Origin of the sequence: Chryseobacterium jejuense (assembly GCF_900100075.1) — a bacterium.
GTDB classification, from domain to species: Bacteria; Bacteroidota; Bacteroidia; order Flavobacteriales; family Weeksellaceae; genus Chryseobacterium; species Chryseobacterium jejuense.
Window position 1 is genome coordinate 339,100 of record NZ_FNEG01000004.1, and the last position, 24,066, is coordinate 363,165.

Genomic DNA, 24,066 nt, shown 5'->3' on the forward strand with positions numbered 1-24,066 from the left:
AAGCATGAAAAAAACAGATGTTGCTGTAGTTGGACTATCCTGCGTCTTTCCCGGGGCGCAGGATGCCCAAACTTTTTGGCAGAATATTGTCAATAAAGTAGATTCTACCCAATCTGCTCCGGCTGATAGGATAGATCCGGTGCATTTTAGCGATGCCACCAACCCTGTCGATCGTTTCTATTGCAAACGAGGCGGGTTTATTCCTGATTATGAGTTCAATCCTACCACTTTTGGGATTTTACCCCTTGCCGTGGAAGGAACAGAACCCGATCATTTACTGACCCTTGATCTAGTTCAGAAAGCTTTAGAGGATGCTGGGGTATTTCAAAAGAATACTTCCCTTGAAAAGACCGGAATTGTCATCGGGAAAGGAAACTATACCGGGCCGGGAGCTACCCGTGCCATTGAAATTGTAAGAACCGGAGAACAGATTTCCTCCTTATTGCAGGAACTTCTGCCTCAGGTATCTTCTGCTGATATTGAAAAAGTAAAACATGCTTTCCAGGAACGCAAAGGACGTTTCGCTGCCGATACTGCCATGGGATTAATTCCCAATCTGGTAGCTTCATTGGTAGCCAACCGTTTTGATCTTGGAGGGGTTGCTTTCACAGTGGATGCCGCTTGTGCCAGTGCTTTAATTGCCGTAGATCATGCCGTACAGGAACTTCAGAGAGGTCGTTCCGATATGATGATCGCCGGAGGAGTACACACCGGACAAAACGCTGCTTTCTGGAGTATTTTTGCTCAATTGGGAGCCATGTCCCGCCAGGAACAGATCAAACCGTTCAGTAGGGATGCTGATGGATTATTGATTGGGGAAGGTTGTGGTTTCGTCGTGTTAAAACGATTTGAAGACGCCGTTCGAGATCAGGATAAAATCTATGCAGTGATTAAAGGAGTAGGAGTAAGCAGTGACGGTAACGGAACCAGCGTCATGAGCCCATCCGTAAAAGGTCAGTTGAAAGCTTTAGAACAAGCCTGGATCAATGCTGATCTGGATAAAAATAAAGTAGGTTACCTCGAAGCTCATGGTACAGGAACTCCGCTTGGAGATAAAACAGAACTTCAGACCTTAGCTCAGTTCTTTGGAAAAGAAGAAGCTGCTCCGGTAGCAGGAATCGGTTCTGTGAAATCCAATATCGGACATGCCATGCCGGCTGCTGGAATTGCGGGATTGATTAAAACCTGTCTGGCATTACATCATGATACTTTACCACCAACATTGTACTGTGAGAATCCTACTGCTGATATGCAGAATACAAGATTTGAGCCTGTACAGGAAGCTAAAAACTGGTCAAAAACAGGACTACCAAAAGTAGCAGCAGTGAACGCCTTCGGATTTGGAGGAATCAATGCTCACGTTGTTCTGGAAGGCTATGATATGCCGAAAAAAGACAAAGTATTGCTATTGGCAAGACCAACTCATGCAGAATTGGTTTCTGCATTACAAAATAACGAGACGACTTTAGGAGAAGGAGATTTCAGAGTTGCGATATTCGATCCAACCCCTGCAAGAGTAGAAAAAGCCCTTAAAATTGTTTCTAAAAACCTGATCTGGAAAAATAAACAGGACATTTGGTACACTTCTACCCCATTATTAAAAGATGGCGGTAAAGTAGCCTTTGTATTCCCTGGTTTAGATGGTCTGGCAAAAGGTGAAGTAGACAGTGTTAGCCGTTATTTCGGATTAACAGCGCCTATAGAAACTGAAGGAGAAGGTCTTTTAACTGATGCTTTAAACATCTTCAACAACTGCAGCATCCTTGATAATTCATTAAAAAAACTGGGAATCATCCCGGACATGAATGCAGGACACAGTTTAGGAGAATGGCTGGCAGGATATTCATCAGAGCTGGCAGAAGCCAATTCTGTAAAAGCTTTAATCGATGTATTGAATCCAGAAACTTTTGAACTAAAAGATTCTAAATTCATTGCCATCGGAGCCGGAATTGATGTCGTACAGCCTTTTATTACTGAAATTTCAGACCTGTATATTTCTAACGACAACTGCCCTAATCAGGTGATTCTTTGTGGCAGCAATGCCGCATTGGATGAATTGGTTCCGTTATTAAAATCAAAACAGATCTTCCATCAGGTACTGCCGTTCCAGTCTGGATTCCACTCTCCATTTATCGCTGATAAACTGGATGTAATCCTTGCCGGAATGGAAAAAGCACAGTTCCAGAAAACGAAGATTCCGTTATGGTCTGCAACGACTTTAGAACCTTATCCAGCAGATCAGGCAGCCATCAGAAAACTAAGTGCAGAGCATTTGGTAGAGCCTGTTCGTTTCCGCGAACTGACAGATAAATTATACGAAGAAGGTGCCAGAGTATTCATTCAGGTGGGTACCGGTGGTCTGATCGGATTTATTGATGATACCTTGAAAGGAAAAGCATTCAGCACCATTCCTTCCAGCGTCCCTGCCCGTTCTGCATTGGCACAGCTACAACGTGTTGTCGCTTCGTTATTTGTAGAAGGAAAAACCATTGCTCTTGACTTTTTAGAGCTTCAACAGCAATTAAAAAAATCATCAGGAAAAGGCATTAAACTGGAATTAGGCTCCCCTATTATCCGAAACTTTAAAGAAGTAAAAGCCTTAGCTCAAGCCTTTGAAACACCAAAACAATACACCGCCTCAGCTTCAGCCATGACTGCCAAAAGTGGTCATCCGCTGGTACAGGCATTCCAGGACAATGTGAATGATATGATCCGTATGCAGGAAGAAGTTCTTACTCTATTCCAAAACCGTCCGGAGATTACCATTCCACGTCCTGCTCAGGTTGCTCCTATAGCACAATATGCTGCTCCACAAGCGCCGAGAAGTACAACCTTCTCAAAAGATCTGTACGTAACGCTGGAAAGTCATCCGTACCTGATCGATCACAGCTTATTGAGACAGCCTAAAGGATGGGCTCATGTAGCCGATATGGAACCGGTAATCCCGATGACCATGATCTTTGAACAGTTAGCAGAAATTGCAGAAGCGGAAATTCCGGGAACACAGGTTCATAAAATCATGAATGTAAGTGTATTCCAATGGATGAACGTAGCGCAGCCTTTTGAGAAAACCGTGAAAGGACAATGGCGTGGTGAAAATCATGCGTATCTGGATATTGAGAACTTCGCCAATGCAGAAGTCACCTTAAAATCCGGCCCGATTCCTACTCCAAACTTCAATCTTTCCATTGGTGATCTTTTACCGATTGAAAGAACCCCTGAAGAAATCTACGACATGCACATGTTCCATGGTGACAAATACCAGGGAATTACTGAAGTTTCAGCGGTTGGAACTAAAGGAATTATAGGAAAGATCAAAGGAAATGGCGGAAAAGGATCTCTATTGGATAATGCCGGGCAATTATTCGGGCTTTGGCTGCAGCTTACTTTAGTGAAAGACCGTATCGCCTTCCCGGTGAAGATCAGAGATATTGAATTCTTCGGAGACATGCACGATCAGGAAGGTATTTTTGAATGCACCTGTATGCAGACTGAGCTTAACGATGAGTTTGCCATTGCTAATATCGTTCTTAAAAGAGACGGAAAAGTATGGTGTGCCATCACAGGCTGGCAGAACAGAAGACTGGAAATTGATGCCGCATTATGGAATGTTTCCATGTCGCCGTTGCACAACCGACTTTCTGAAGAGATTGCTCCTGAAGTATTCTTCTTCCACCAAGCCTATACCAGAGTCGCTTCATGGGATTTTATCCTGAAAAGATATTTCAACCAAACGGAAAAACAGCATCACCAGCAATTATTACCCAACAAGAAGAAAAACTGGATGGTAAGCCGTGTTGCAGTGAAAGATGCCGTGAGAAATCTTCTTCGTCAGGAAAAAAATCACGCCTGCTTCCCGATCACGTTTGAAATCCGTTCTGATGAAGTAGGAAAACCTTACCTCATCAGTGATTTTACAGAGGACATTCATATTTCACTCGCTCACAAAGGAAAAGAAGCTGTGGGAATTGCGAGATATGGCAAATCTGTAGGAATCGATATGGAACTCATGGAAGAACGCAGCGAAGGATTCTATGATCTGGTATTTACAGACAACGAATTAGCCTTATTAAAAGGAAAAGATCAGGCAGAATGGACGACCCGTTTCTGGGTTGCCAAAGAAGCCTACGGAAAATTCTTAGGAACCGGATTGAAAGGAAATCCAAAAGCCTTTGAAGTAGAACAAATAAAAGACGATCACTTGTGGATCAACAATATTGAAATCAAAACTATTAAACATAAAAATTATATTATCGGATGGACACTGTAAACGCAACATTAAAAATGAACCACGAAGAACTTTTTACTTTATTAAAAGGTTTTATTACTGAAGTGATAGGTGCTGAATTTGTAGAGGAGATGGACATTACTCCGGAAAGTTCATTCACCAAAGATCTTGAAATGGACAGCATCGAAATTGTCTCTTTCTCTGAAAAGATCAAGGCGCATTTTGGCGATCAGATCGACTTTACAGGTTGGTTATCTTCTATGGATCTTGACCAGCTTATTAATCTTGACCTTAGTATGATCATCAATTATATCTACGAATGCCAATAATCACTGTCAATAACAGACAAGTTCATATACAGGAACTCAATAAAGGAGCCGAACAAACCGTGGTCTTAATCCACGGTATGTTCAGTAACCTGTCCATTTATTATTTTAATATTGCCCCAATTCTGGCAAAACATTTCCATGTGGTGATGTACGATCTGAAAAGTCACGGTATGAGTGAACGCTTTTTGGATGGGTACGACCTTGAAAACATGTCATCCGATCTGATGGGTTTAATAGATCACCTTCAACTGGAAAAAGTACATCTTGTAGGCTATAGCTTCGGAGGTCTTATTGCTTTAAAAACAGCTTTAAAATACCCTGAACGCGTTAATCAACTGGTAGTGATGGAAGCTCCGGATCCTCAGGACGAAAAAGCCCGTAACATCATTGATGAATACAGCAAGGAATTCCTTGAGCATTATGTAGCCAATTTTACAGATACCACCAAAGTGCAGATGGGCAAAAGACAAATGGAAAAGAACCATCGTATGTATGAGTTTCTGTTTAATCAAACCAGCATCAAAGCAGATATGATTAAGGAAAAACATTTCCTTGGTGAAGCCGATTTCAATGAATTGACAGCTTCCACTTTATTGCTTTACGGTGCTGATTCCAATTGCAGACCTACAGGAGAATGGCTGCAGGCTCAAATCGGTTCGTCCGAACTTGAATTAATCTCCGGCGATCACAATATTCCGATTCAGGAACCTCAGCTTATCGCAGAGACGATCGCTCAGTTTTTATCTAATATTTTAACGAAGAACCATGGCTAAATTTGCATTTATAGTTCCACCCTTGACAGGACATGTCAACCCTACCCTAAGCATCGGTGCTACTCTGTTGGAAAGAGGGCACGAAGTAGCCTGGATCAGCCTTGACCCTACGTTAGAGGCTAAACTTCCGGAGGGCGGAAAATTGTTACTGATCCAATACGATCAGACCGACGCAGAAAAGAAAGAAAGTGAACAGTATCTCGATATTATTTCCAAAAAGGTAGTCTACGGAATAGACAGTGTGAAATTCCTTTACGAAGAAGTTCTTATTCCACTAAACAGACATTGCTATAACGGAATTGTTGCTTTATTAAAAACATATCAACCTGATTTAATTATTGGTGACCACCAGTTATTTGCAGCTCCGGTAGCTGCCAAAGCATTAGGAATTCCTTGTGCGACTTCCGTTACCGCTCCGGCTGCCATTAAAATCATGAATGAACTGCCTAAAGTTCACGAATGGGAAGTGAATCAGATCATTGATCTACAGAAAGAACTAGGTTTTCATGAAGAGCGTTCTCTTGCAACTTCAGATCTTTTGGCCCTTGTTTTAACCTCCAATTATTTCTTTGGGGAAATGGAAGATTTGGAACCTCAATACCAATTCACGGGACCCGTTCTTACCGAGCGTCGTATCTCTTGTGAATTCGATTGGGACAGATTAAAAAATGCCACCAACAAAAAGATTTTAGTAAGCATCGGAACTACTTTCGATCACGATCATAAAAAAGCATTCTTCCAAAAAGTTGTGGATGCTTTTAAAGAGGAAGATTTAACCGTTGTTGTAGTTTCTGATCCACAGCTTTTCGAGCAATGGCCGGATAACTTTATGGTGTATCAGCAGGTTCCTCAATTGGATCTGTTACCTCATCTTGACGGGGTGGTTTGCCATGGCGGTCACAATACCGTTTCTGAAACCTTATCCAACGGGATTCCCTTAGTCGTGATTCCTATTGCGTATGACCAGTCGCACGTTGCAGGACGTGTGGTACGTACAGAAGCAGGGGAAAGACTTAATTTCAACAGATTTAAAGCCAATCACCTGAAAGAGGCAGTACAACAAATATTAAATAACCCGAGCTATCGTGAAGCAGCTCAAAAAGTAGGACAATCTTTTATGGAAGCAGGAGGAGCATCTACAGCCGCTAATTTATTGGAAGAAGCCATCACAAAGACTTCAAAACCAGAAAAACCATCTAAATTTTTATTCGTTGTTCCGCCGTTTTTCGGACATGTGAGCCCTACATTAAGTGTGGGAGCCAGTCTGATTGCCCGTGGCCATGAAGTAAAATGGTTCGGAATTACGCCTTTAGACAGCAAACATATTCCGGAAGGAGGTTCTTATTTTTATCCTGAAGAAGATCTTATTCCGTATCAGGAAGAAATCACCCGCATTTTAAAAAGACAGGATGACGGACCGGCTTGTTCAGGTCCTGAAGTGATGAAATTAGCACTGGAAGAAACGTATGTTCCTTTTGCTAAAATGATGATGCCTGGATTAACCCGATTAACAGAAAACTGGATGCCTGATGTGATCGTGAATGACTGTATCACCTTCGGAGGTGCGCTTTTCGCTCACAAACATAATATTCCTTGCGTAACGACCACGCCTGTTCCGCCGGACGTGATGGGAGATACTGAAAAAAGTGCCCCTAAAATCTGGGAATGGCAGCAAAACCTCATCAAAGACCTGCAAAAAGAAGTAGGTATTCATGAGGAAGGTATTTACATCCATTCTCATAAACTGAATATGGTATTTACGTCACAAGCCTTTGCCGGTTTTGATACGGTACCCTCTCACATGAAATTTGTAGGTCCTGTAAAAGGTCGTCCCAACGATGCTCCTTTTGACTGGGATAAATTAAATGCTTCTACTACTCCAAAGATCTTCGTATCGCTGGGAACGTTGTTGGTAGACATCAGAAAAGCTTTCTTTGAAAAGATTATTGCCGCATTTAAAGATCAGCCGGTAACGGTGATTGCTGCTACTCCACCGGAAATCTTTGAAGAATGGCCGGAGAACTTTATTGTGAACAGCTTCGTGCCTCAATCTGCAGTGATGCAAAGAATGGATATGGTCATTTGCCACGGAGGTTTCAATACCGTAAATGATACTTTCCGTAACGGATTACCAATGTTGATCACGCCTATTGCTTATGATCATTTCCACATTGCGAAATTAATCGAGCAGGCTGGTTGCGGAATCAGCATCCGATACAAGAGACTGCGTGTAGAGGCTCTTCGTGAAACCGTTTTTGAATTACTGGAAAATCCTAAATACAGAGCTGCTGCTCAGGAAGTACAAAATACCTTCAATCTTGCCGGAGGTAATGATAAAGCAGTAGAGTTATTAGAAAACTTTGTACAGGAACATTCCACATTAGCGTCTGTATAGCCTATGAACCAACCTATTAAAAGAAGATTATTATTTGGTGAGCGAATGTTACTGGGAGACGGAACAGAACCCTTCAATGCGGTGATCCCTTTCAGGCTCAGAGGTACCTTTACATTGAAGGATATCCAGCAGGCTTTGGCTCAGATCCAGCAAAAACATCCGTGGTTAAGAGCCCTTATTGCTCACGATGATAAAAATATCCCTTGGTTTGATGTTCCTGAAAACCCGATCTCCATTCCAGTGCGTATTATTGCCAGACAAGGAGAAGATCAGTGGCAGGAAGAATCCAAAAGGGAATGGAATACCTTATTCGATCCTAAAAAAATGCCTCTTATCCGGTTTGTCTGGATCAAGGGGGAAGACGTTTCTGACATGCTATTTGCGTTCCACCATTGTTTATGCGATGGTGGTTCTGCAATGGCCTTCCTTTATGAATTTTTAAAAGTATTGGATAATCCAAAAGCCGATATCGGGATAGAAAGTCCTATTTTAGGTATCCAGGATGTAGTTCCGGCTAATATTTTAAACAACCAGAAGCAGAAATTAAAAGCAAAATTCATTGGGAGATTAGCCGCTACAGCCATTAAGGTGATTCCTACCGGTAAAAAGGCTATTGACCGTCAAGATGATTATTTAATCAGCTGGAAAGTAAGCGAAACCATTAGCCAGCAACTGATTTCCTATTGCAAAGCCAATGGCGTTACGGTGAATACCTTCTTAAGTGTCGCTTTACTTCAGGCATTCAAAAAAGTAAAAGGAACCGGAGCTTTTAATAAAGTATCCTGTCCTGTAGATATCAGACGTTTTGCTAGCCAGATCAAAAACGACCATATTTTTGCTTTTGGATTGATGATCGTAGTTTCTGCCAATGAAAAACTGAGCTTTATAGAGAATTTACATGCGATGCAGGCTTCTGTAGAACGCAAAACCTCTAAGCTGGACCCTTATATTACCATGATGGTGATGGAATCCGGCCATGATGCTTTGAACAATTTCACTAAACTTTTAAAGAACGGAAAATCGTCTAACGACTGTATGTTTTCCAATCTGGGACGCATTCAGATTCCTCATGAGTATAAGGAATTTAGCGTAGATACTATTTTCAGTCCGTCCGTAATTGGTCCGTTGGGTAATACCATCACACTGGTAGTTTCTACGTATCGTGGGAAAATGGATTTTTCTTTTGTAGGAAGTGAAGGGTATTTACCGTATACTGACGCCATGGCGATTCGTGATGAAGTTATGAAGATCATTAAAATTCAACTGGAATATATTGCTGTATCATGATCAAAAGAAAACTAATGATGGTGGAAAGGATCATGTATGTAGATCCCGAAACGCCCGTAAACTGTATATTTGCAGCCAAAATAAAAGGAGAACTTCCGGAGCAGAATTTTAAAACTGCTCTGGAAAAAATCCAGCAGAAACATGCATTGCTAAGAGTGGTGATAGACTCTAAAAGTGAGAAATACCCTTTTTTTATAGAAGAAAAAGAGATTGCTCCTATCCCGCTCCGCATCGTAGAAAGAAAAACAGACCAGGACTGGCTGACAGAGTCTCAAAAAGAATGGAAAGTCTTATTTGAGGAAGAAAAAACACCGCTAGCCCGTGTAGTCTGGGTAAGAGGACAGGATGTTTCTGAAGTATTTTGGGCCATCCCTCATTGTATTTCAGACGGAACCACAGGAGTGACTTTAATGAAGGAGCTTCTTCAGCTTTTAGATAACCCAGCTTTAGAATTAGAACCTTACGAGCCTTTTATTTCAGTAGATGAATTTCTCCCTTCCAACTTTAATGTAAAAAGTAAGAAATTCAAAGCCAAACTTTATCTGACCTTTGCCAGGTTCTTCTTTATGCTACAGCAAAAAAGCAAAAAGAGAAACCTTGGGAAAGACTATGTTCTTCACCAAAAACTGGATCCGGCCACCACGGCTCAGATCACTGAAAGATGTAAAGCCAATGGGGTTTCCGTACATGCTTTGCTTTGTTCTGCGTTTATGCAGGCATTCCAGGAAGTAAAAGGGAAAGAAGCCAAAGGGAAAGTGATCAGCCCGGTAGATGTGCGTCATTTTATTCCGGAGATCAAAGAAGATCATTTATTTGCTTTTGCTCCAACGGTTGATCTTGCGATTAAAAAAGGAAGTTCTGATCTGTTGAAAAACGCCAAGCACATCAAAGAAGACCTAGTTCAAAAAATAGGAAAAATGGAAGCCCGCGAACTGCTGTGGATGGGTGAACAGATGCATCCGATTGTTGACCGTATGATCTCCATGCTTAAATCAAGCAATGGCGGTCATGATGTTACCTTATCCAATATGGGCAGGATCAACATCCCGAACGAGTACAAAAACTTCAGCATCGATACCATTTTCAGTCCTACGGTAGCCTTCCCATGGCTGAACTCAAACACTTTGGTAACGAGTACGTACAACCATCAGATGGATTTTATATTTTTGTCCAACGAAGACTTCCTTCCCAAAGCGGAAGCCGCCCAAATAAAAGAGAAAGCCATAGCGCTAATGACCACCTCATGAAATTGAAATTTAAGCCGAAGCCACCTAAAAAGCTCAAAAAAACTACCCTCAAACGCTTTCTCATCAAGCGTACGATTTACTATGTCCTTCCGAATGTATTTTTCAATTTCATCATCGCCTATGCCAGCTTCAAAGAATTAGGCTACACCCATTTTTTCTCCGGCGAACAGAACCTGGCCCGCCTTACCTTACCCATGGCCTTATTTCTCCCCGTTGTTCTCACCATAGACATCCTCAAAAGAGTAACCGATGCCGCCGGACAAGGCGCCATTGAGTTTACCGTAGATGAACAGTTAAATATTAAAAAATTAATGACCAAGCTGAGTATTCTGCATGGTGTGATTACCTGTTCTTTGGTATTAGCGATGCTTTTCTTAGGGCAATATAATTTTTCTAAGGATTATAAGCTGGATGCTACGGCGATGGCTGTTGTTGTGGGAACACTGGCTGGGATTTTGTCTGTGGTGTTTGTGTATTTGCCGGTGTGGAGGTTGAGGAGGTGGATGTGTAGGAGGGTGAATCTATTATCCTAATAAAAATAAATGATGTAATGTTATTACAAAAAAGTTTCAATTATAATTGAAACTTTTTTTTACGGTTTTCCGTAAAAAAAATAATTTATTTTTTTTTATAATTGTAAAAAGATTATTATTAATATACTACCTAATTAGTAGCATATTTTAAAGACATTTTTTTTATTTATTTTTGCAAAATTATTCATTAGTTTTATTGAAAAGTGAAGAGATATTTTTAGTTAGAATTTTTTAATAAGCTAATGGAGAACCAAAAACTAATTAATTATGATTAACTATTTTGAATGGCCTAAAAAAAAAATATCCATTACTTCTTTAAAGTTAGATTCTGAAAATCCAAGATTAACACAATCAGGGAAAAAAAATTCACAATCTGATATTATTGATTATTTAATAGAAAATGAAAAAGTTATAGAGTTAGCAAAATCAATTATCCTACAAAATTATTTTTTAAATGAACAACCCATTGTTACAAAAGAAAATAATAAGTTCATAGTCTTAGAAGGTAATAGAAGAGTTACTGCTTGTAAAATATTACTTAATCCAGATTTAATAAAAAGTGATAGTAAAAGAACTCAAATAAAAAGACTTTTAAAAAATTTTGATATTGAAATTATTAAAAAATTAGAAGTCTATATTTCTCCTGATAGACCTTCTGCTGACCAGATGATTGTAAACAGACATACGGGAGGTTCAGTAGTCGAGAGATGGGATAAAACAAAACAGGATAGGTTTATTCACAATAGGTTTATAGATGGAGAAACTATTGATGAATTGTCTACAAAATTCTCTACAACTAAAGGGGAAATAAAAAAGTCATTAAAAAGATATAATGTATTTAATGAAATTAGGAAGTTACAATTAGATGACAAATATTTAAAAGATGTTCTTGAAGAAACCAAATTTAGTATGACAAATGTTGAGAGAGTTTATGAATCAAAATATGGTAGAGACTTTTTAGGTCTTGATTTTAATGATAATTCTTCAATAAAAAAACTATTACCAAAAGAAGAGTTTGAAAAAAGACTTTCTTTCTTAGTTAAAAAAGTTCTTGACGGTGAAATCAATTCTCGTTCTTTGAATACAGAAGATGATAAAAAGAAATATTTTGATTCTATTTCAAATTCCAAAGATTTTGATTTCACAATATCTTTAGATGAAAGTAATGATTATTCAGATATTGAAGATGAAATTGAAGATAAAGTTGAAGATACAACGAACAATGAAGCAGAGAAATTAAAAGTTAAAAGAACTAACTCTTCAAAGCTTTTTGGTGAAAATGTTCACTTAATTTCTGGAAACAAAAGAATTGACAGAATTTTCAGTGAATTAAAATCACTTAACTTAAAAAATCACACCAATGCTGTGGCAGTATTAATGAGGAGCTATATAGATATGTTAACTTATCAATATTTGAAAAATCATAATGAAATTGATGAAATAAAAAAACTAAAAGGCAAAGAAATTCAGGAAGAAAATGATAAAATTTTAACCAAAATATTAAATTTTTATCAATCAAAAACAAACTATGTTCCTGATGAAAAGTTCAAAAATGACCTTAAAAAAGAATTGAAATTTTCTGGTGGTGTTCCAAGAAATTTTATTCCAAGCTTAAAATTTATGCTTTCTCATATTGTTAGCTCTGATCTACTTGAAGAACCAAAAATGAAATCATCATTACAAAGTCACTTGAGTAGCAGTAATAAAATTGAGAAAATTATTGGACACAATGAGTTTAATAATCTTGTTCATAATGAATATTATCCAAGTGATAGTTCGGAACTTCAAGATGCATGGGAGAAATTGTTTCCTATTTTAGAATTTATGGTGAATAATTTAAAGAAAAAATGATTAGTCAACACTATAGCCCTTTAAGATATCCTGGTGGGAAAGTTTCATTATATGATTTTCTCAAGAAAATGATTATTCATAATAATGTTATAGATGGAATTTATGCAGAGGGATTTGCAGGAGGAGCAGGAGCTGCTTTAAAACTATTAATGCTTGAGGATGTAAATGAGATATATTTAAATGATAGTGATATTTTTATTTACAAATTTTGGTTTTGCGTTTTAAATAATACAGAACAATTAGTCAAAAAAATTCATGATACCCCTGTATCAATCAATGAATGGAAATATAGAAAAGAGATAATTAAATCAGATAATTTAGCAGAATTTTCCGATTTAGAATTGGCGTTTACAACTTTCTTTTTAAATAGATGTAATAGATCAGGAATATTAAAAGCCGGAGTTATAGGAGGAAACGAGCAAGCAGGTAATTGGAAAATTGATGCTAGATATAACAAAAAAGATTTAATAAAAAGAATTGAATTAATCTCTTGTTATAAGGATAGAATAAAGCTTTTCAACAAAGACATTCTCACTTTCTTAAAAGATATTTCAAAAGAGAAGCACAGTTCTACAGATATTTTTGTTTATTTAGACCCCCCATATGTTGAACAAGGAAAAGATTTATATTTAAATTATTTCAATGATAATGACCATAAGAGACTAGCAAAATATCTTCAAAAAAATTTTAATTACAAATGGGTTACATCATACGATGACCATGAACTCATACATAATATATATAAAGAAGTTTATAAAAATATTTTTGAATTTAATTATTTTGTCAATAGAACAAAAATTGGACGTGAATTGTTAATAGCTAGTAAAAACTGTAAAATGGTAAATAGCTATAATCATTATTCGAGAAAAAAAGTTATGCAAAACCCCAATGAAGTTCTTGAGCTCAAAAGATCAATTATTTAGTATAAGAAAATGGTGATAAATCTTTTTTGAAATTAATACACCATTAAATTTTCTCTATATTTGTAAAAAGCACACCCCCACTATGGAAAAGCTAAAAAATCTAAGAAAACAAAGAGGTTATACACAAGATTATATGTCTAAAATTTTATCTACAGATGTTTCTAACTACTGTAGAAAAGAAAACGGTGAAGTAAGAATATATGATGATGAATGGGAAAAGCTTGCTAAGGCTTTAGATGTACCAGTAGAAGAGATCAAAGAAGAAAGAAATGCTAATGTTGTCAATTTTAATGATACTTCAACTAACTCTGGACCTTTTATGAATACGTATTTAAATATTCCAGAATATATTTTAGAAAATCAACAAGAATATATTAAGCTCCTGAAAGAACAGGTAGAAACTTTGCAAAAGGAAATAGAAAGCCTTAAATCAAAAAAATAATAACTTGATTTTAACAGATTATAAAAACGACTGCTTTATAAAGCAGTCGTTTTATATTTTGATCCTTATCCAATTATTTTTTTCATTAGAAATACAAAAAATAAAAACCTCATCATCCTATTTATACAATCTGCTTAACGCTCACCGAAAAACTGCTAATGCTTTCATTTTCCAAATATAATACTCACTATATTTGGAAATATCAACCTCAAAAAACACATCTTATGGCACTAGACAATTTAATCAGTTTAAGTTTTTCTAAAAGTGATTTAGAAACTATTGACAAAGCTATTCAGGACATCCAGACTGTCCTTGTAGGAAAAACCATCAACCTTACCCCAGACCAGAGACAACAGTATGGGAGAATTGCAGAACAGAACAAACTCTTTGTAAATAAGGCCAAAAGCTATATGGAACAATACGCACAGCATGTTCCGGGATTTCTGGACAAAGCAGAATTCGACAGGGATTATATCGCCAGAGAACAAATAGAGCAGCGGTTGCAGCTATTAGATTCACTAGCAGAGCAATTGTCTGATACCAAAGTCTTACTCGATCATGACAACTACCACAATGCAATCAGCTTTTACAGAAATATCAGGTTTCTGTCTGAAGAAAATGTTCCGGGTACCAATGTTGTCTATGAAGATATGAAACAGTTTTTTATAACGCCACAACAACCTCAATCTCCTCCTCCACCGCCCTCTAATAATGATAATCCGCAAGGATAATATTGAAATAACAGTTTACATTAAAAAGCACGTTTTCACGTGCTTTTTTCATGCTCTCCTCCTTCACCCTACCTTAAAAGTCCCTCTAAGGATTTACACAAGTAGCTCCATACCCTTAAACAACGGTCTACAGCCCTTTCACAAGCCCCGATAATCAGTTATGCAACCCGCGATACCCCCTTAGGTAAGGGGGGATCGCCACTTCATTAAGGAGTTAAAGGTTCCTCAGAAGTACCTATAGAGGGTTATTGAAATACCTATAAGTACTTTGGAAGTGTCTAAGCCTCTTTTAATGGCTGTTTTCATCATATTTTATGCTTTCCCTTAAGTAAAAATTAAAGATTTTTCTTATCATTGTTATCTAAAAGATAAGAAAAAAGTATAAAATATGATATCTAATAACAATTATCTATTAATCTAATTACCATGCAACCAAACTTAATACAACAAGAAGAATATATAAACCATTTATTAAAGGATATTCCGAGAGAAAAGCAAACAGAAGTACTTAAGGAAGCCTATAAAAATGCTCTTGATACTAGAAAATTTGAAATAGATTTATATTGGAAAAGAGCTACCTATTTTTGGGCTTTCATTGCAGCTATTTTTTTAGCTACATATAGTATGCTCAATTCTAATTTTCTATTAAATGAGAAAGATCCATCCATTACCATATTAAAAAAAGCACTCATTATCTTAATAGTACTTCTAGGTTATCTTTTTTCATTAGGATGGTATTTTGTCAATAGAGGTAGTAAAGTGTGGCAAAAAAATTGGGAAACACATATTGATCTTTTAGAAAATACTTTAAATGGTCCATTATTTAAAACCTTAATTAAACCTAATCTTAATTTTTGGAGTTTAAATTCTTATTATCCTTTTTCGGTAAGTAAAGTCAACCAATTCTTAAGTTTATGTGTTACAGTTTTCTGGGCATTATTAATGAACTTATTAATAGTTTTTCTATTTAAATTGCAAGAGGAATTTTGTTGTTGGATGCTCAGCATTTTAACTACTTCATTTGCTCTTTTCCTATTCAGCTTTATTTATTATAAACAAACTGTTTCCTTTATGCATAAACATTGGAAAAAAGGTAGTGCTTATAAAAACCCAACTTATATAGATATCAATTAAATATGTATAACTTTTAAATAAGTTGCTTCCTAATAATTATTTAATAATTTCCTTTCTCTGGAATCACATGTCTCACCCCTCCTCTAGGATTATTCATATCTCCTTTATACCTCGGGATTATATGACAGTGAAAGTGAAAAACGGTTTGCCCTGCATCTGCACCACAATTCATTCCAATATTAAACGCATCTGGTTGGTATTGGGATAAAATAATGTCTTTAGCTTTTTCAATCATAGCAGGAAGATCACTTTTTTCTTCCGTACTCAACGCAAAGAAATCAGTTTTCACCGCATTGGAAATAATCAATAAATGTCCGGGAGATACAGGAAAACCATCTTCAATAATAAAGAAATATTTTCCTTTGTAAATTATTTTCTCCTCTGCGATCTCAGTAAAATCTTTCATTAAAATAAAGGTTCAAATTCAATATAGGGTTTCCATTTCTGAATGGCTAAATTTACAGATAAATTATATTGTTCTTGCAAAAACATTCTCCGCTCAAACGGAGATTTCCCTGTCTGATTAATAATGGTCTCTCCAAGAGGGTGCTTACTGGCAATATAAAATTCGTTCCTTTTATATAGCCTTTCCAGGTATTTTATTTCGGGAACTTTGGCTCGTTTATCATTGTTGATATTTTTATCTGATAAAACCAGATTCCACACTCCATTCACATTGGCTCCGTTTTCGTTCAATTGCATTTTATGAACATGAGGAAAGAAATGATCTATAGCGCATAGATTATCATCACCACTTTTGATGGATATATCCTGAAAAGAATAAAAACATTTTCCTTTCTGGTATCCGTTTAATGAGTCTCTGGCTGAAGAAATGTTCTTCCGTTTCATCATCCGGTTTTCAAAAAACAGAAGATTGAGTTCCTCATCAAACTTTACTTCCAATAAGTTTGGATTAATCTCTAAATTCCATGCAGTCTCAACCAGATGCCACCGGGCATCAACCTCCTGATCGAAATTGATAAACTGTTGACTTTCCTTGAGAGACAAAAGACTATCTGTAATCACTAAATTCTTTTGGTTTCCATTATAATTTTTATGATAAAAGACATCATTTACAAAACTTCCATTAACTGTATGAAAAGCATCTACTACATTATTAAAACCATGTTTTATGGTGATATTTAGTAAATGTTCGTAATCTATCTTCTGATCATTAAAATTTCTACAAGCTTCTAAGAATATACTTGATTTTGAATTTCCCTGCTTATCATTCTGTTTTAAATGCTCCAGGATACCTTGAACATAAGAAGGCGCAATATCCTGAAGTGATACGGAGGTCTTTTCTAATGATATTAGTTCTAATAAAGATTTTGCAAAGGCAAATTTATAGGTCGCTGAGTTTTTTCCAAAAAGAATAATTGCTCTCCACTGAGATTCCAGACTTGCATCATTATCCTGAAAATTAGGTACAGGCATCTATTACTATAATTAAGTATTTTATCAAAACACAAAATTATGTAAAAACATAAACCAAATAACTATTATTAAATTATAAAACCATCAAACTTCAACATATTTCGAAAAATACTTAAGCAAAATGATTAAATTCTAACCTCCCGATCCCGGCCCATTCAAATACTCATTACTAATATCCTTCTCCTTTTTAAAGTCCATCTTCCCAAACTTATAGCTGAAGCTGATCCCGAAAGAACGGTACGGTAATTCTCTTACGGAATAAGAGTCATAATCTCCCGTGCTTACGGTGGTTACCTGTTTGATGTACTTATTGAACGGATTGGTAATGGTAAATCCTAAGCTTGCTTTTTTGTTCCAGAATTCTTTTCTGCCGGCAATGGTATAGGTGATGGATTGTGGATTTTTCCCCTGAATATTTTTGGCTGCTGAGTTATAATTTCCGAATACTTCCAAAACAAAGTTCTTTGGAAACTGATAATTAAGGTTCAGATTTGCACGGTAACGCATTCCCATATCTAAGTTTCCTACGTAAATATGGCTTACAATATAACGGTGAAATACCATGATATTACTTCTCAGATTCAATTTGTTCTGGAAAAAAGGAAGTGATAGAGAGACAATTCCACCGGAATTGTATTCTTTCCCGATATTATCTCTTGCGGTAACCGATACATTGGTGTACTCTGTTCCGTTAGCAGTAAATGTTGGATAAAAAGTAGTAATCTGTTTTAGATCCTGACTGTTGATGCGCTCAACAAGTGATAATGAAATATTCCCTCCATTGGCCAGGTTTTTTGTATAGCCTAATTCCATATTATCCCCGATTTCAGGTTTCAGTGCCGGATTTCCTGTGGTAATATTGTGCGGATCACTGAAATTAAGGAAAGGATTAAGTTCTGTATATTCCGGACGCTCCAGCCTTCTTGTATAGGAGAGTTTCACTGTTTCACCACTATCAAATTTGTGAGATAATATGAAAGAAGGAACCAATAAGCCATACGACGGAATATTCGTATTCGGAAAATCGATTTTCAGAGTAGTATATTCATATCGTAGGCCTGCTCTTACATCCAGCCAGTTCAATAGTTTTAACTTCGAGGAAAAATAAGCGGCATAGACTCCCATATCATAATTTAAATGATAGGATTGCAAAGGATCTGTTTCATACTGACCGGATGAAGTATTCAAAACATGAACATCTGTAGCATTGGTAATATGTTGTTGTACTGTTTTAAGCCCCATTTCAAAAGTCACATTATCATTCAAAGGATGAACATAATCAACTGAAATATTGTGGCTGTTATCCGTTCCGGGATTGCTCCCTGAAATTCCATTGTAAGGACCTCCTGCTCCCAATAAACTTTGCGTTTGCAGATAACTGGTCTTTGGAGAACCATAACTGAACACATAATCTGCCGTAAGCTCCTGCCCTTCTTTGGAAAAGGTTTTTCTAAAACTCAGACTTCCGTCTATGGAACGAACAGAAGATTGATTGTCTGAAGTTCTGTATCCGATAATAGATTCTACATTGGAGGTATTATGATCCGTGATATATTGCTGTTGATTGATTAATCCCGTACTTTTATTCGAAAAGCTATTGAAAGAAAGGGAGCCGCTTAATGAGCTTGATTTCGTAAGATTCCAATCAAAACCTAGGCCTGTACGGTACCCATGTCTTTCAAAATCTGTATAGCCATCCTGTAATAAATGAGTACTGGTATTGGAAGCTGCATCTCTTGAAGTTCTGTCCTGAGAAAAAGGAGTTTTGGCCTTTAACTGAGCATTTCCGCTAAAGAAAGCATTCATGCTGAAATTATTATTCTTATAATTCAGATTCAGAGATCCGGTTTCAAATAAAGTTCCGCCCGTAGCATTCACACTTCCATTGATTCCTCTTACTTTGTTATCTTTCAGAACAATATTAATGATTCCTCCCGTCCCCTGAGCATCATATTTTGCTCCCGGACTGGAAACCACTTCAATACTTTTAATCTGACTTGCCGGAATGGAAGCCAATGCATCTGCCAGACTGTTTCCAAATATACTAGATGGCTTTCCATTAATCAAAAAACGGATATTAGCATTTCCCTGAAGCTCCACATTTCCATCTGCATCCACCGTTACCTGAGGGACTTTCCTCAATACGTCAATAGCTGCTCCATTCTGAGAAGTCACATCATTAGCAGCATTAAAAACAATTTTATCAACCTTATTCTCAACAACCGCTTTTTTACCAACGATGGTTACTCCTTCTATTGCCGTTTCTCCATTTGTTAATCTGATATCACCAAGAGCAACTGTTATATTCTTGTCATCCAGCTGAATATCTGAGGTTGTTTTATTTTTATATCCTGCATAAAAAACCACCACTTTATAAGTTCCGGATGCAATATGATCTATGGAAAACTCCCCTTTTTCATTAGAAGTTGCACCATTGACTTCTTTATTGTCCTGATTTAAGAGTCCGATACTGGCATGATCTATTAATTTCCCAGTATTGGAATCTACAATTCTTCCACTTATTTTCCCCTGACCTGCTCCCTGTTGTGCATTGACCATCAATGCTGAACACAGCATCACCACTAAAATTGATATTTGTTTCACCGTGATATTAGAATTAATACAGGACAAAAGTGAGAATCAATTTGGTAGAAATTCTGAATTTTCAATTAAAATGGTTTAAATAAAATAGTTTAGATTCCTCCGGAATGACAAACTGTTCGCTCTGTTTATCCGTACACTTTGTCATTCCGTAGGAATCCAAAGTCACATATTGGGATGTTTGTACACCATTAAAAAGAACTATGCTTTCAGAGTTGGAGTAAAGTATTTTTTTTTAACCACAAAAGTCACAAAAGATTTAAACACTTAAGTAATTTTAAGTGACAAGCTTTACGCATAAGAAGTACACTTAAGCTTTTGAAAATCTTTGATTTTCTTCTTATGTGAACTTACTTACACCGCAATATTGTAAACTTTCTAAAGTGAACTAAAGTGTTTTAAACAAAAGCTTTTGTGACTTTTGTGGTTAAAATATAGTAGAATCACCACGTTCACCAGATGATTTCTCTAAGTTCTACGCCATTCATAATACTTTAACAACCTTTATACCCCATCCCCAGATAAATTTTCGTTCTTTTGCAAAAAGTTTTAATTTTTAAATAAGCCCATGTCGAAGTTTGATGAAATCCGGTATTTTCATGATCGTGAAGTGAATGAAAGATTACAGAGTGTAGCCCGCGATCCGATGATGAAAGCACTGATGACCTTTACTTTTCCTGGTGTGGAGGAGCAGGTTTGGCTGGACCAGTTTAAAGAGGTTCATTCTATCAGTGATTTTCAGCATCAGTTTGTAGCGTATGCCGTTCGTCAGATTCTTGCCAAGAGTTCTGAAGGATTAACGACTTCAGGTTTCGATAAGCTTGATAAGAACACATCTTACCTCTATATTTCGAATCACAGGGATATTGTACTGGATACTTCACTCCTTAACCTGGTTCTGTTGGAAAGCGGCCACATTATGACGGCATCAGCCATTGGTGATAATCTTGTGAAAAGAAACTTTCTGAATGTACTGGCCAAGTTGAACCGTAACTTTTTAGTTCAGAGAGGACTTTCCCTTCGTGACCAGCTTACAAGTTCACAGGTGATGTCCGAATACATTAAGGAACAACTGCTTCAGGAAAACCGCTCCGTATGGATTGCCCAGCGTGAGGGTCGTGCTAAAGACGGAAATGATGCTACTCAGCAAGGGGTTTTAAAAATGCTGGCCATGGCAGCCGGAGACCAATCTTTAATAGAGTATTTTAAAACATTAAAGATCGTTCCTATCTCCATCTCCTATGAGTATGATCCTACAGATTCTTTAAAAATGCCTCAACTATTGGCACAACACAGAGATGAGGAATACATTAAAGGAAAAAATGAGGATTTTACTACGATACTCAGCGGAATTTTAGGCCAAAAGAAAAGAATTCATATACATGCTGGTGATGTTATTGATACGGAATTGGATCATATTGCCGCTACGATTGAGAATAAAAACAAGCAGTTACAGGCTATTGTACAGTTAATTGATGATTCTATCATTCAAAATTACAAGCTTTGGCCTACAAAATATATAGCCTACGATCTTATCAACAATACAGATACTTATGCTTCTCAATATACAGAACAGGAAAAACAATTGTTTATCAGAAGACTTGAGATGCGTATAGATCCTTCTGATCCTGTTTCCAAAGAATATTTCATGGCGATGTACGCTAATCCTTTGGTGAATAAATTAAAGGCGGAAGAAAAGTAGTTTTTTAACCACAGATTTCCCCAGATCTAAACAGATATTTTTGGCCACGAATGCACGAATGATTAAAAAATTCGTGTATTCGTAGCTAAATATTGAAGGGCTTTATAAACGCAAAGATTTTATCTTCATTCCGTAAAATGGTAAGGGAGCAAAGAGGGGAATCAATGAAATTGATTCTTACTAAGCGGACGCATAACATACAGCTTCTTCAGCGACAAAGTCGCTATTCTTAGCTTCCTAAAATAAAACATTTGAATCACTAATTCTTTGCGTCAAAAAAATAAACCATTAAGAAATGTGAAGGGTTTAAGGGAAATTAAGATTCATCAAAGATGAGTGTAGAGCCCCTTTAATATACCAGTTTCTGTTATTTTATAACCACAGATTTTCTCAGATCTGCACAGATATTTTTTGGCCACTAATGCACGAATGATTAAAAAATTCGTGTATTCGTAGCTAAATATTGAAGGGCTTTATAAACGCAAAGATTTTATCTTCATTCCGTAGTATTTTAAGGGAGCAAAGAATTGAATCAATTTCATTGATTCTTACTAAGCGGACGGATAGCCATAAAGCTTCTTCAGCAACAAAGTTGCCATTCTTAGCTTCCTAAAATAAAACATTTGAATCATTAATTCTTTGCGTCAAAAAAATAAACCATTAAGAAATGTGAAGGGTTTAAGGGAAATTAAGATTCATCAAAGATGAGTGTAGAGCCCCTTTAATATACCAGTTTCTGTTATTTTATAACCACAGATTTTCTCAGATCTGCACAGATATTTTTTGGCCACTAATGCACGAATGATTAAAAAATTCGTGAATTCGTGGCTAAATATTGAAGGCTTTTATAAACGCAAAGATTTTAGCTTCATTCCGTAAAATGGTAAGGGAGCAAAGTGTGGAATCAATGAAATTGATTCTTACTAAGCGGACGCATAACATACAGCTTCTTCAGCAACAAAGTTGCCATTCTTAGCTTCCTAAAATAAAACATTTGAATCACTAATTCTTTGCGTCAAAAAAAATAAACCATTAAGAAATGTGAAGGGTTTAAGGGAAATTAAGATTCATCAAAGATGAGTGTAGAGCCCCTTTAATATACCAGTTTCTGTTATTTTATAACCACAGATTTTATCAGATCTCCACAGATATTTTTTGACCACAAATGCACGAATGATTAAAAAATCCGTGAATTTGTGGCTAAAAATTTAGGGGTTGTATAAACGCAAAGATTTTAGCTTCATTCCGTAAAATGGTAAGGGAGCAAAGTGTGGAATCAATGAAATTGATTCTTACTAAGCGGACGGATAGCCATAAAGCTTCTTCAGCAACAAAGTTGCCATTCTTAGCTTCCTAAAATAAAACATTTGAATCACTAATTCTTTGCGTCAAAAAAAATAAACCATTAAGAAATGTGAAGGGTTTAAGGGAAATTAAGATTCATCAAAGATGAGTGTAGAGCCTCCTTAATATACCGGTTTCTGTTAATTTATAACCATAAATTTTCTTTAAACAATCCGTTTTATCGGGTTCTTTTAGTTGAATCGATATGTTTTCTCATCATTTCAGCAGCTTTCTCCAAATCGTTTTTTCCGAAACGTTTCATAAGAGTTCCTTCCAGCATATGTCTTCTTGATCGGTCCGGATCAGAAAAGTCTTTAAAGATGATAAAACGTACATTTTGAGAGCTGTCAAATAGATCAATCAGATTTTCATTGAGAATCAAAAGCGTGATATATTCATATTTTTTATCCCCTTCCTCCTTGATATCTTTATTAAACTGGAACATTTTCCCATCCCTGATCCAGATATCATATACTAAAGGATAATGCATTGGCCCGCCATCATCATCGCTAAAACCATTGTAAGCAAATTGAGGTTTTCCTAATTCTTTACGAACCAACTCCATAGTTTTCTGATAATAATTGGACTCTGAATGCGGAATGGTACTAAAGCGGCTGCCCACAATATTGTTGTTTTTTTTATCCAGAACAAAATGGGCATAATTAAACTTAATATTCATGAAAAAAGCTATTTCCGGTACAGGAATGGCACCAAATACCTGTCCTTCTTTCATATCTTTTTCTGTAATATGGTCGAACATCTCCTCCCTTTCACTGTAATAGACATAATCCGGGTAAAAAACATAATTTTTAGGATCAATATCAAAAGCATCTATTTGATAGGCTTCTGTGAGGATCTCTTTATTATAGGCATTCAAAGAATCTACATTGATCTTTCCTGAATTGAGGATATTGTGGCTTTGGTAGAATTCTTCCGGGGAAAAGTTCTCAAACTTTATCTGTTCAATATCCGTAAGCTTTTTAGTTTCATCTTTTTTACATGCTATCATCAAAGGCAAAATACCCAACAGCAATAATAATCTTGACATAGAACTCCTCATTAGTTTTTATTTGAATCCATAAATGTAATACAACCCAAAGCCAAAATGC

At 36.6% G+C, this 24,066-nt stretch carries 17 protein-coding genes; 13 read left to right on the top strand and 4 right to left on the bottom strand.

Going from position 1 to position 24,066, the window contains the following annotated elements:
* Window positions 1–4: 4 nt before the first annotated feature.
* The 12 genes from BLS98_RS13830 (at window position 5) to BLS98_RS13885 (ending at window position 15,873) form a co-directional block, all read left to right on the top strand.
* Window positions 5–4,270 carry a type I polyketide synthase gene (locus tag BLS98_RS13830; protein ID WP_089737095.1) on the top strand — a complete coding sequence of 1,422 codons (4,266 nt, stop codon included), beginning with the start codon at window positions 5–7 and terminating at the stop codon, window positions 4,268–4,270.
* A complete protein-coding gene (locus BLS98_RS13835; RefSeq protein ID WP_002977699.1) occupies window positions 4,258–4,557 on the top strand; it encodes an acyl carrier protein in 300 nt (99 codons plus the stop codon). The genes BLS98_RS13830 and BLS98_RS13835 overlap by 13 nt, the downstream gene beginning before the upstream one ends.
* A complete protein-coding gene (locus tag BLS98_RS13840) occupies window positions 4,548–5,330 on the top strand; it encodes an alpha/beta fold hydrolase (RefSeq protein ID WP_089737096.1) in 783 nt (260 codons plus the stop codon). The genes BLS98_RS13835 and BLS98_RS13840 overlap by 10 nt, the downstream gene beginning before the upstream one ends.
* On the top strand, window positions 5,323–7,725 hold the full coding sequence (locus tag BLS98_RS13845; protein ID WP_089737097.1) for a glycosyltransferase: 2,403 nt from the start codon (window positions 5,323–5,325) through the stop codon (window positions 7,723–7,725). Before BLS98_RS13840 ends, BLS98_RS13845 begins: the two co-directional genes overlap by 8 nt.
* 3 nt (window positions 7,726–7,728) lie before the next feature.
* Window positions 7,729–9,012, top strand: coding sequence for a condensation domain-containing protein (locus tag BLS98_RS13850; protein ID WP_089737098.1), 1,284 nt, complete (start codon window positions 7,729–7,731; stop codon window positions 9,010–9,012).
* Window positions 9,009–10,259 carry a condensation domain-containing protein gene (locus BLS98_RS13855; RefSeq protein WP_089737099.1) on the top strand — a complete coding sequence of 417 codons (1,251 nt, stop codon included), beginning with the start codon at window positions 9,009–9,011 and terminating at the stop codon, window positions 10,257–10,259. Before BLS98_RS13850 ends, BLS98_RS13855 begins: the two co-directional genes overlap by 4 nt.
* The gene (locus BLS98_RS13860; RefSeq protein ID WP_089737100.1) at window positions 10,256–10,792 is read left to right on the top strand and encodes a hypothetical protein; all 537 of its coding nucleotides are present in this window, start codon (window positions 10,256–10,258) and stop codon (window positions 10,790–10,792) included. The genes BLS98_RS13855 and BLS98_RS13860 overlap by 4 nt, the downstream gene beginning before the upstream one ends.
* 267 nt (window positions 10,793–11,059) lie before the next feature.
* The gene (locus BLS98_RS13865) at window positions 11,060–12,643 is read left to right on the top strand and encodes a ParB/Srx family N-terminal domain-containing protein (RefSeq protein ID WP_089737101.1); all 1,584 of its coding nucleotides are present in this window, start codon (window positions 11,060–11,062) and stop codon (window positions 12,641–12,643) included.
* Window positions 12,640–13,566, top strand: a complete 927-nt coding sequence (locus BLS98_RS13870) for a DNA adenine methylase (protein ID WP_089737102.1) — start codon at window positions 12,640–12,642, stop codon at window positions 13,564–13,566. The genes BLS98_RS13865 and BLS98_RS13870 overlap by 4 nt, the downstream gene beginning before the upstream one ends.
* A gap of 82 nt (window positions 13,567–13,648) precedes the next feature.
* Window positions 13,649–14,008: a helix-turn-helix domain-containing protein gene (locus BLS98_RS13875; protein ID WP_089737103.1), complete on the top strand. Its 360-nt coding sequence runs from the start codon at window positions 13,649–13,651 to the stop codon at window positions 14,006–14,008.
* Between the two features lie 224 nt (window positions 14,009–14,232).
* Window positions 14,233–14,739: a hypothetical protein gene (locus BLS98_RS13880; RefSeq protein ID WP_089737341.1), complete on the top strand. Its 507-nt coding sequence runs from the start codon at window positions 14,233–14,235 to the stop codon at window positions 14,737–14,739.
* A 426-nt stretch (window positions 14,740–15,165) separates the two neighbouring features.
* Window positions 15,166–15,873, top strand: coding sequence for a RipA family octameric membrane protein (locus tag BLS98_RS13885; protein ID WP_089737104.1), 708 nt, complete (start codon window positions 15,166–15,168; stop codon window positions 15,871–15,873).
* Between the two features lie 40 nt (window positions 15,874–15,913).
* Here the strand turns inward: BLS98_RS13885 and BLS98_RS13890 are convergent, their stop codons facing one another.
* The 3 genes from BLS98_RS13890 to BLS98_RS13900 all read right to left on the bottom strand — a co-directional run bounded on the left by BLS98_RS13890 (window position 15,914) and on the right by BLS98_RS13900 (window position 19,914).
* Complete coding sequence (locus BLS98_RS13890; protein ID WP_089737105.1) at window positions 15,914–16,279, bottom strand: HIT family protein; 366 nt, start codon at window positions 16,277–16,279, stop codon at window positions 15,914–15,916.
* Complete coding sequence (locus BLS98_RS13895) at window positions 16,279–17,310, bottom strand: HNH endonuclease family protein (RefSeq protein ID WP_089737106.1); 1,032 nt, start codon at window positions 17,308–17,310, stop codon at window positions 16,279–16,281. Before BLS98_RS13895 ends, BLS98_RS13890 begins: the two co-directional genes overlap by 1 nt.
* 132 nt (window positions 17,311–17,442) lie before the next feature.
* The gene (locus tag BLS98_RS13900) at window positions 17,443–19,914 is read right to left on the bottom strand and encodes a TonB-dependent receptor (RefSeq protein ID WP_139166123.1); all 2,472 of its coding nucleotides are present in this window, start codon (window positions 19,912–19,914) and stop codon (window positions 17,443–17,445) included.
* 565 nt (window positions 19,915–20,479) lie between these two features.
* Here BLS98_RS13900 and BLS98_RS13905 point away from each other — a divergent pair.
* Window positions 20,480–21,613 (top strand): 1-acyl-sn-glycerol-3-phosphate acyltransferase, encoded by a 1,134-nt coding sequence (locus tag BLS98_RS13905; RefSeq protein ID WP_089737108.1) that lies wholly within the window; start codon window positions 20,480–20,482, stop codon window positions 21,611–21,613.
* Between the two features lie 1,522 nt (window positions 21,614–23,135).
* On the opposite strand, the gene BLS98_RS13910 is transcribed toward BLS98_RS13905, so the two are convergent.
* The gene (locus tag BLS98_RS13910; RefSeq protein WP_139166124.1) at window positions 23,136–24,005 is read right to left on the bottom strand and encodes a GntR family transcriptional regulator; all 870 of its coding nucleotides are present in this window, start codon (window positions 24,003–24,005) and stop codon (window positions 23,136–23,138) included.
* Window positions 24,006–24,066 lie beyond the last annotated feature (61 nt).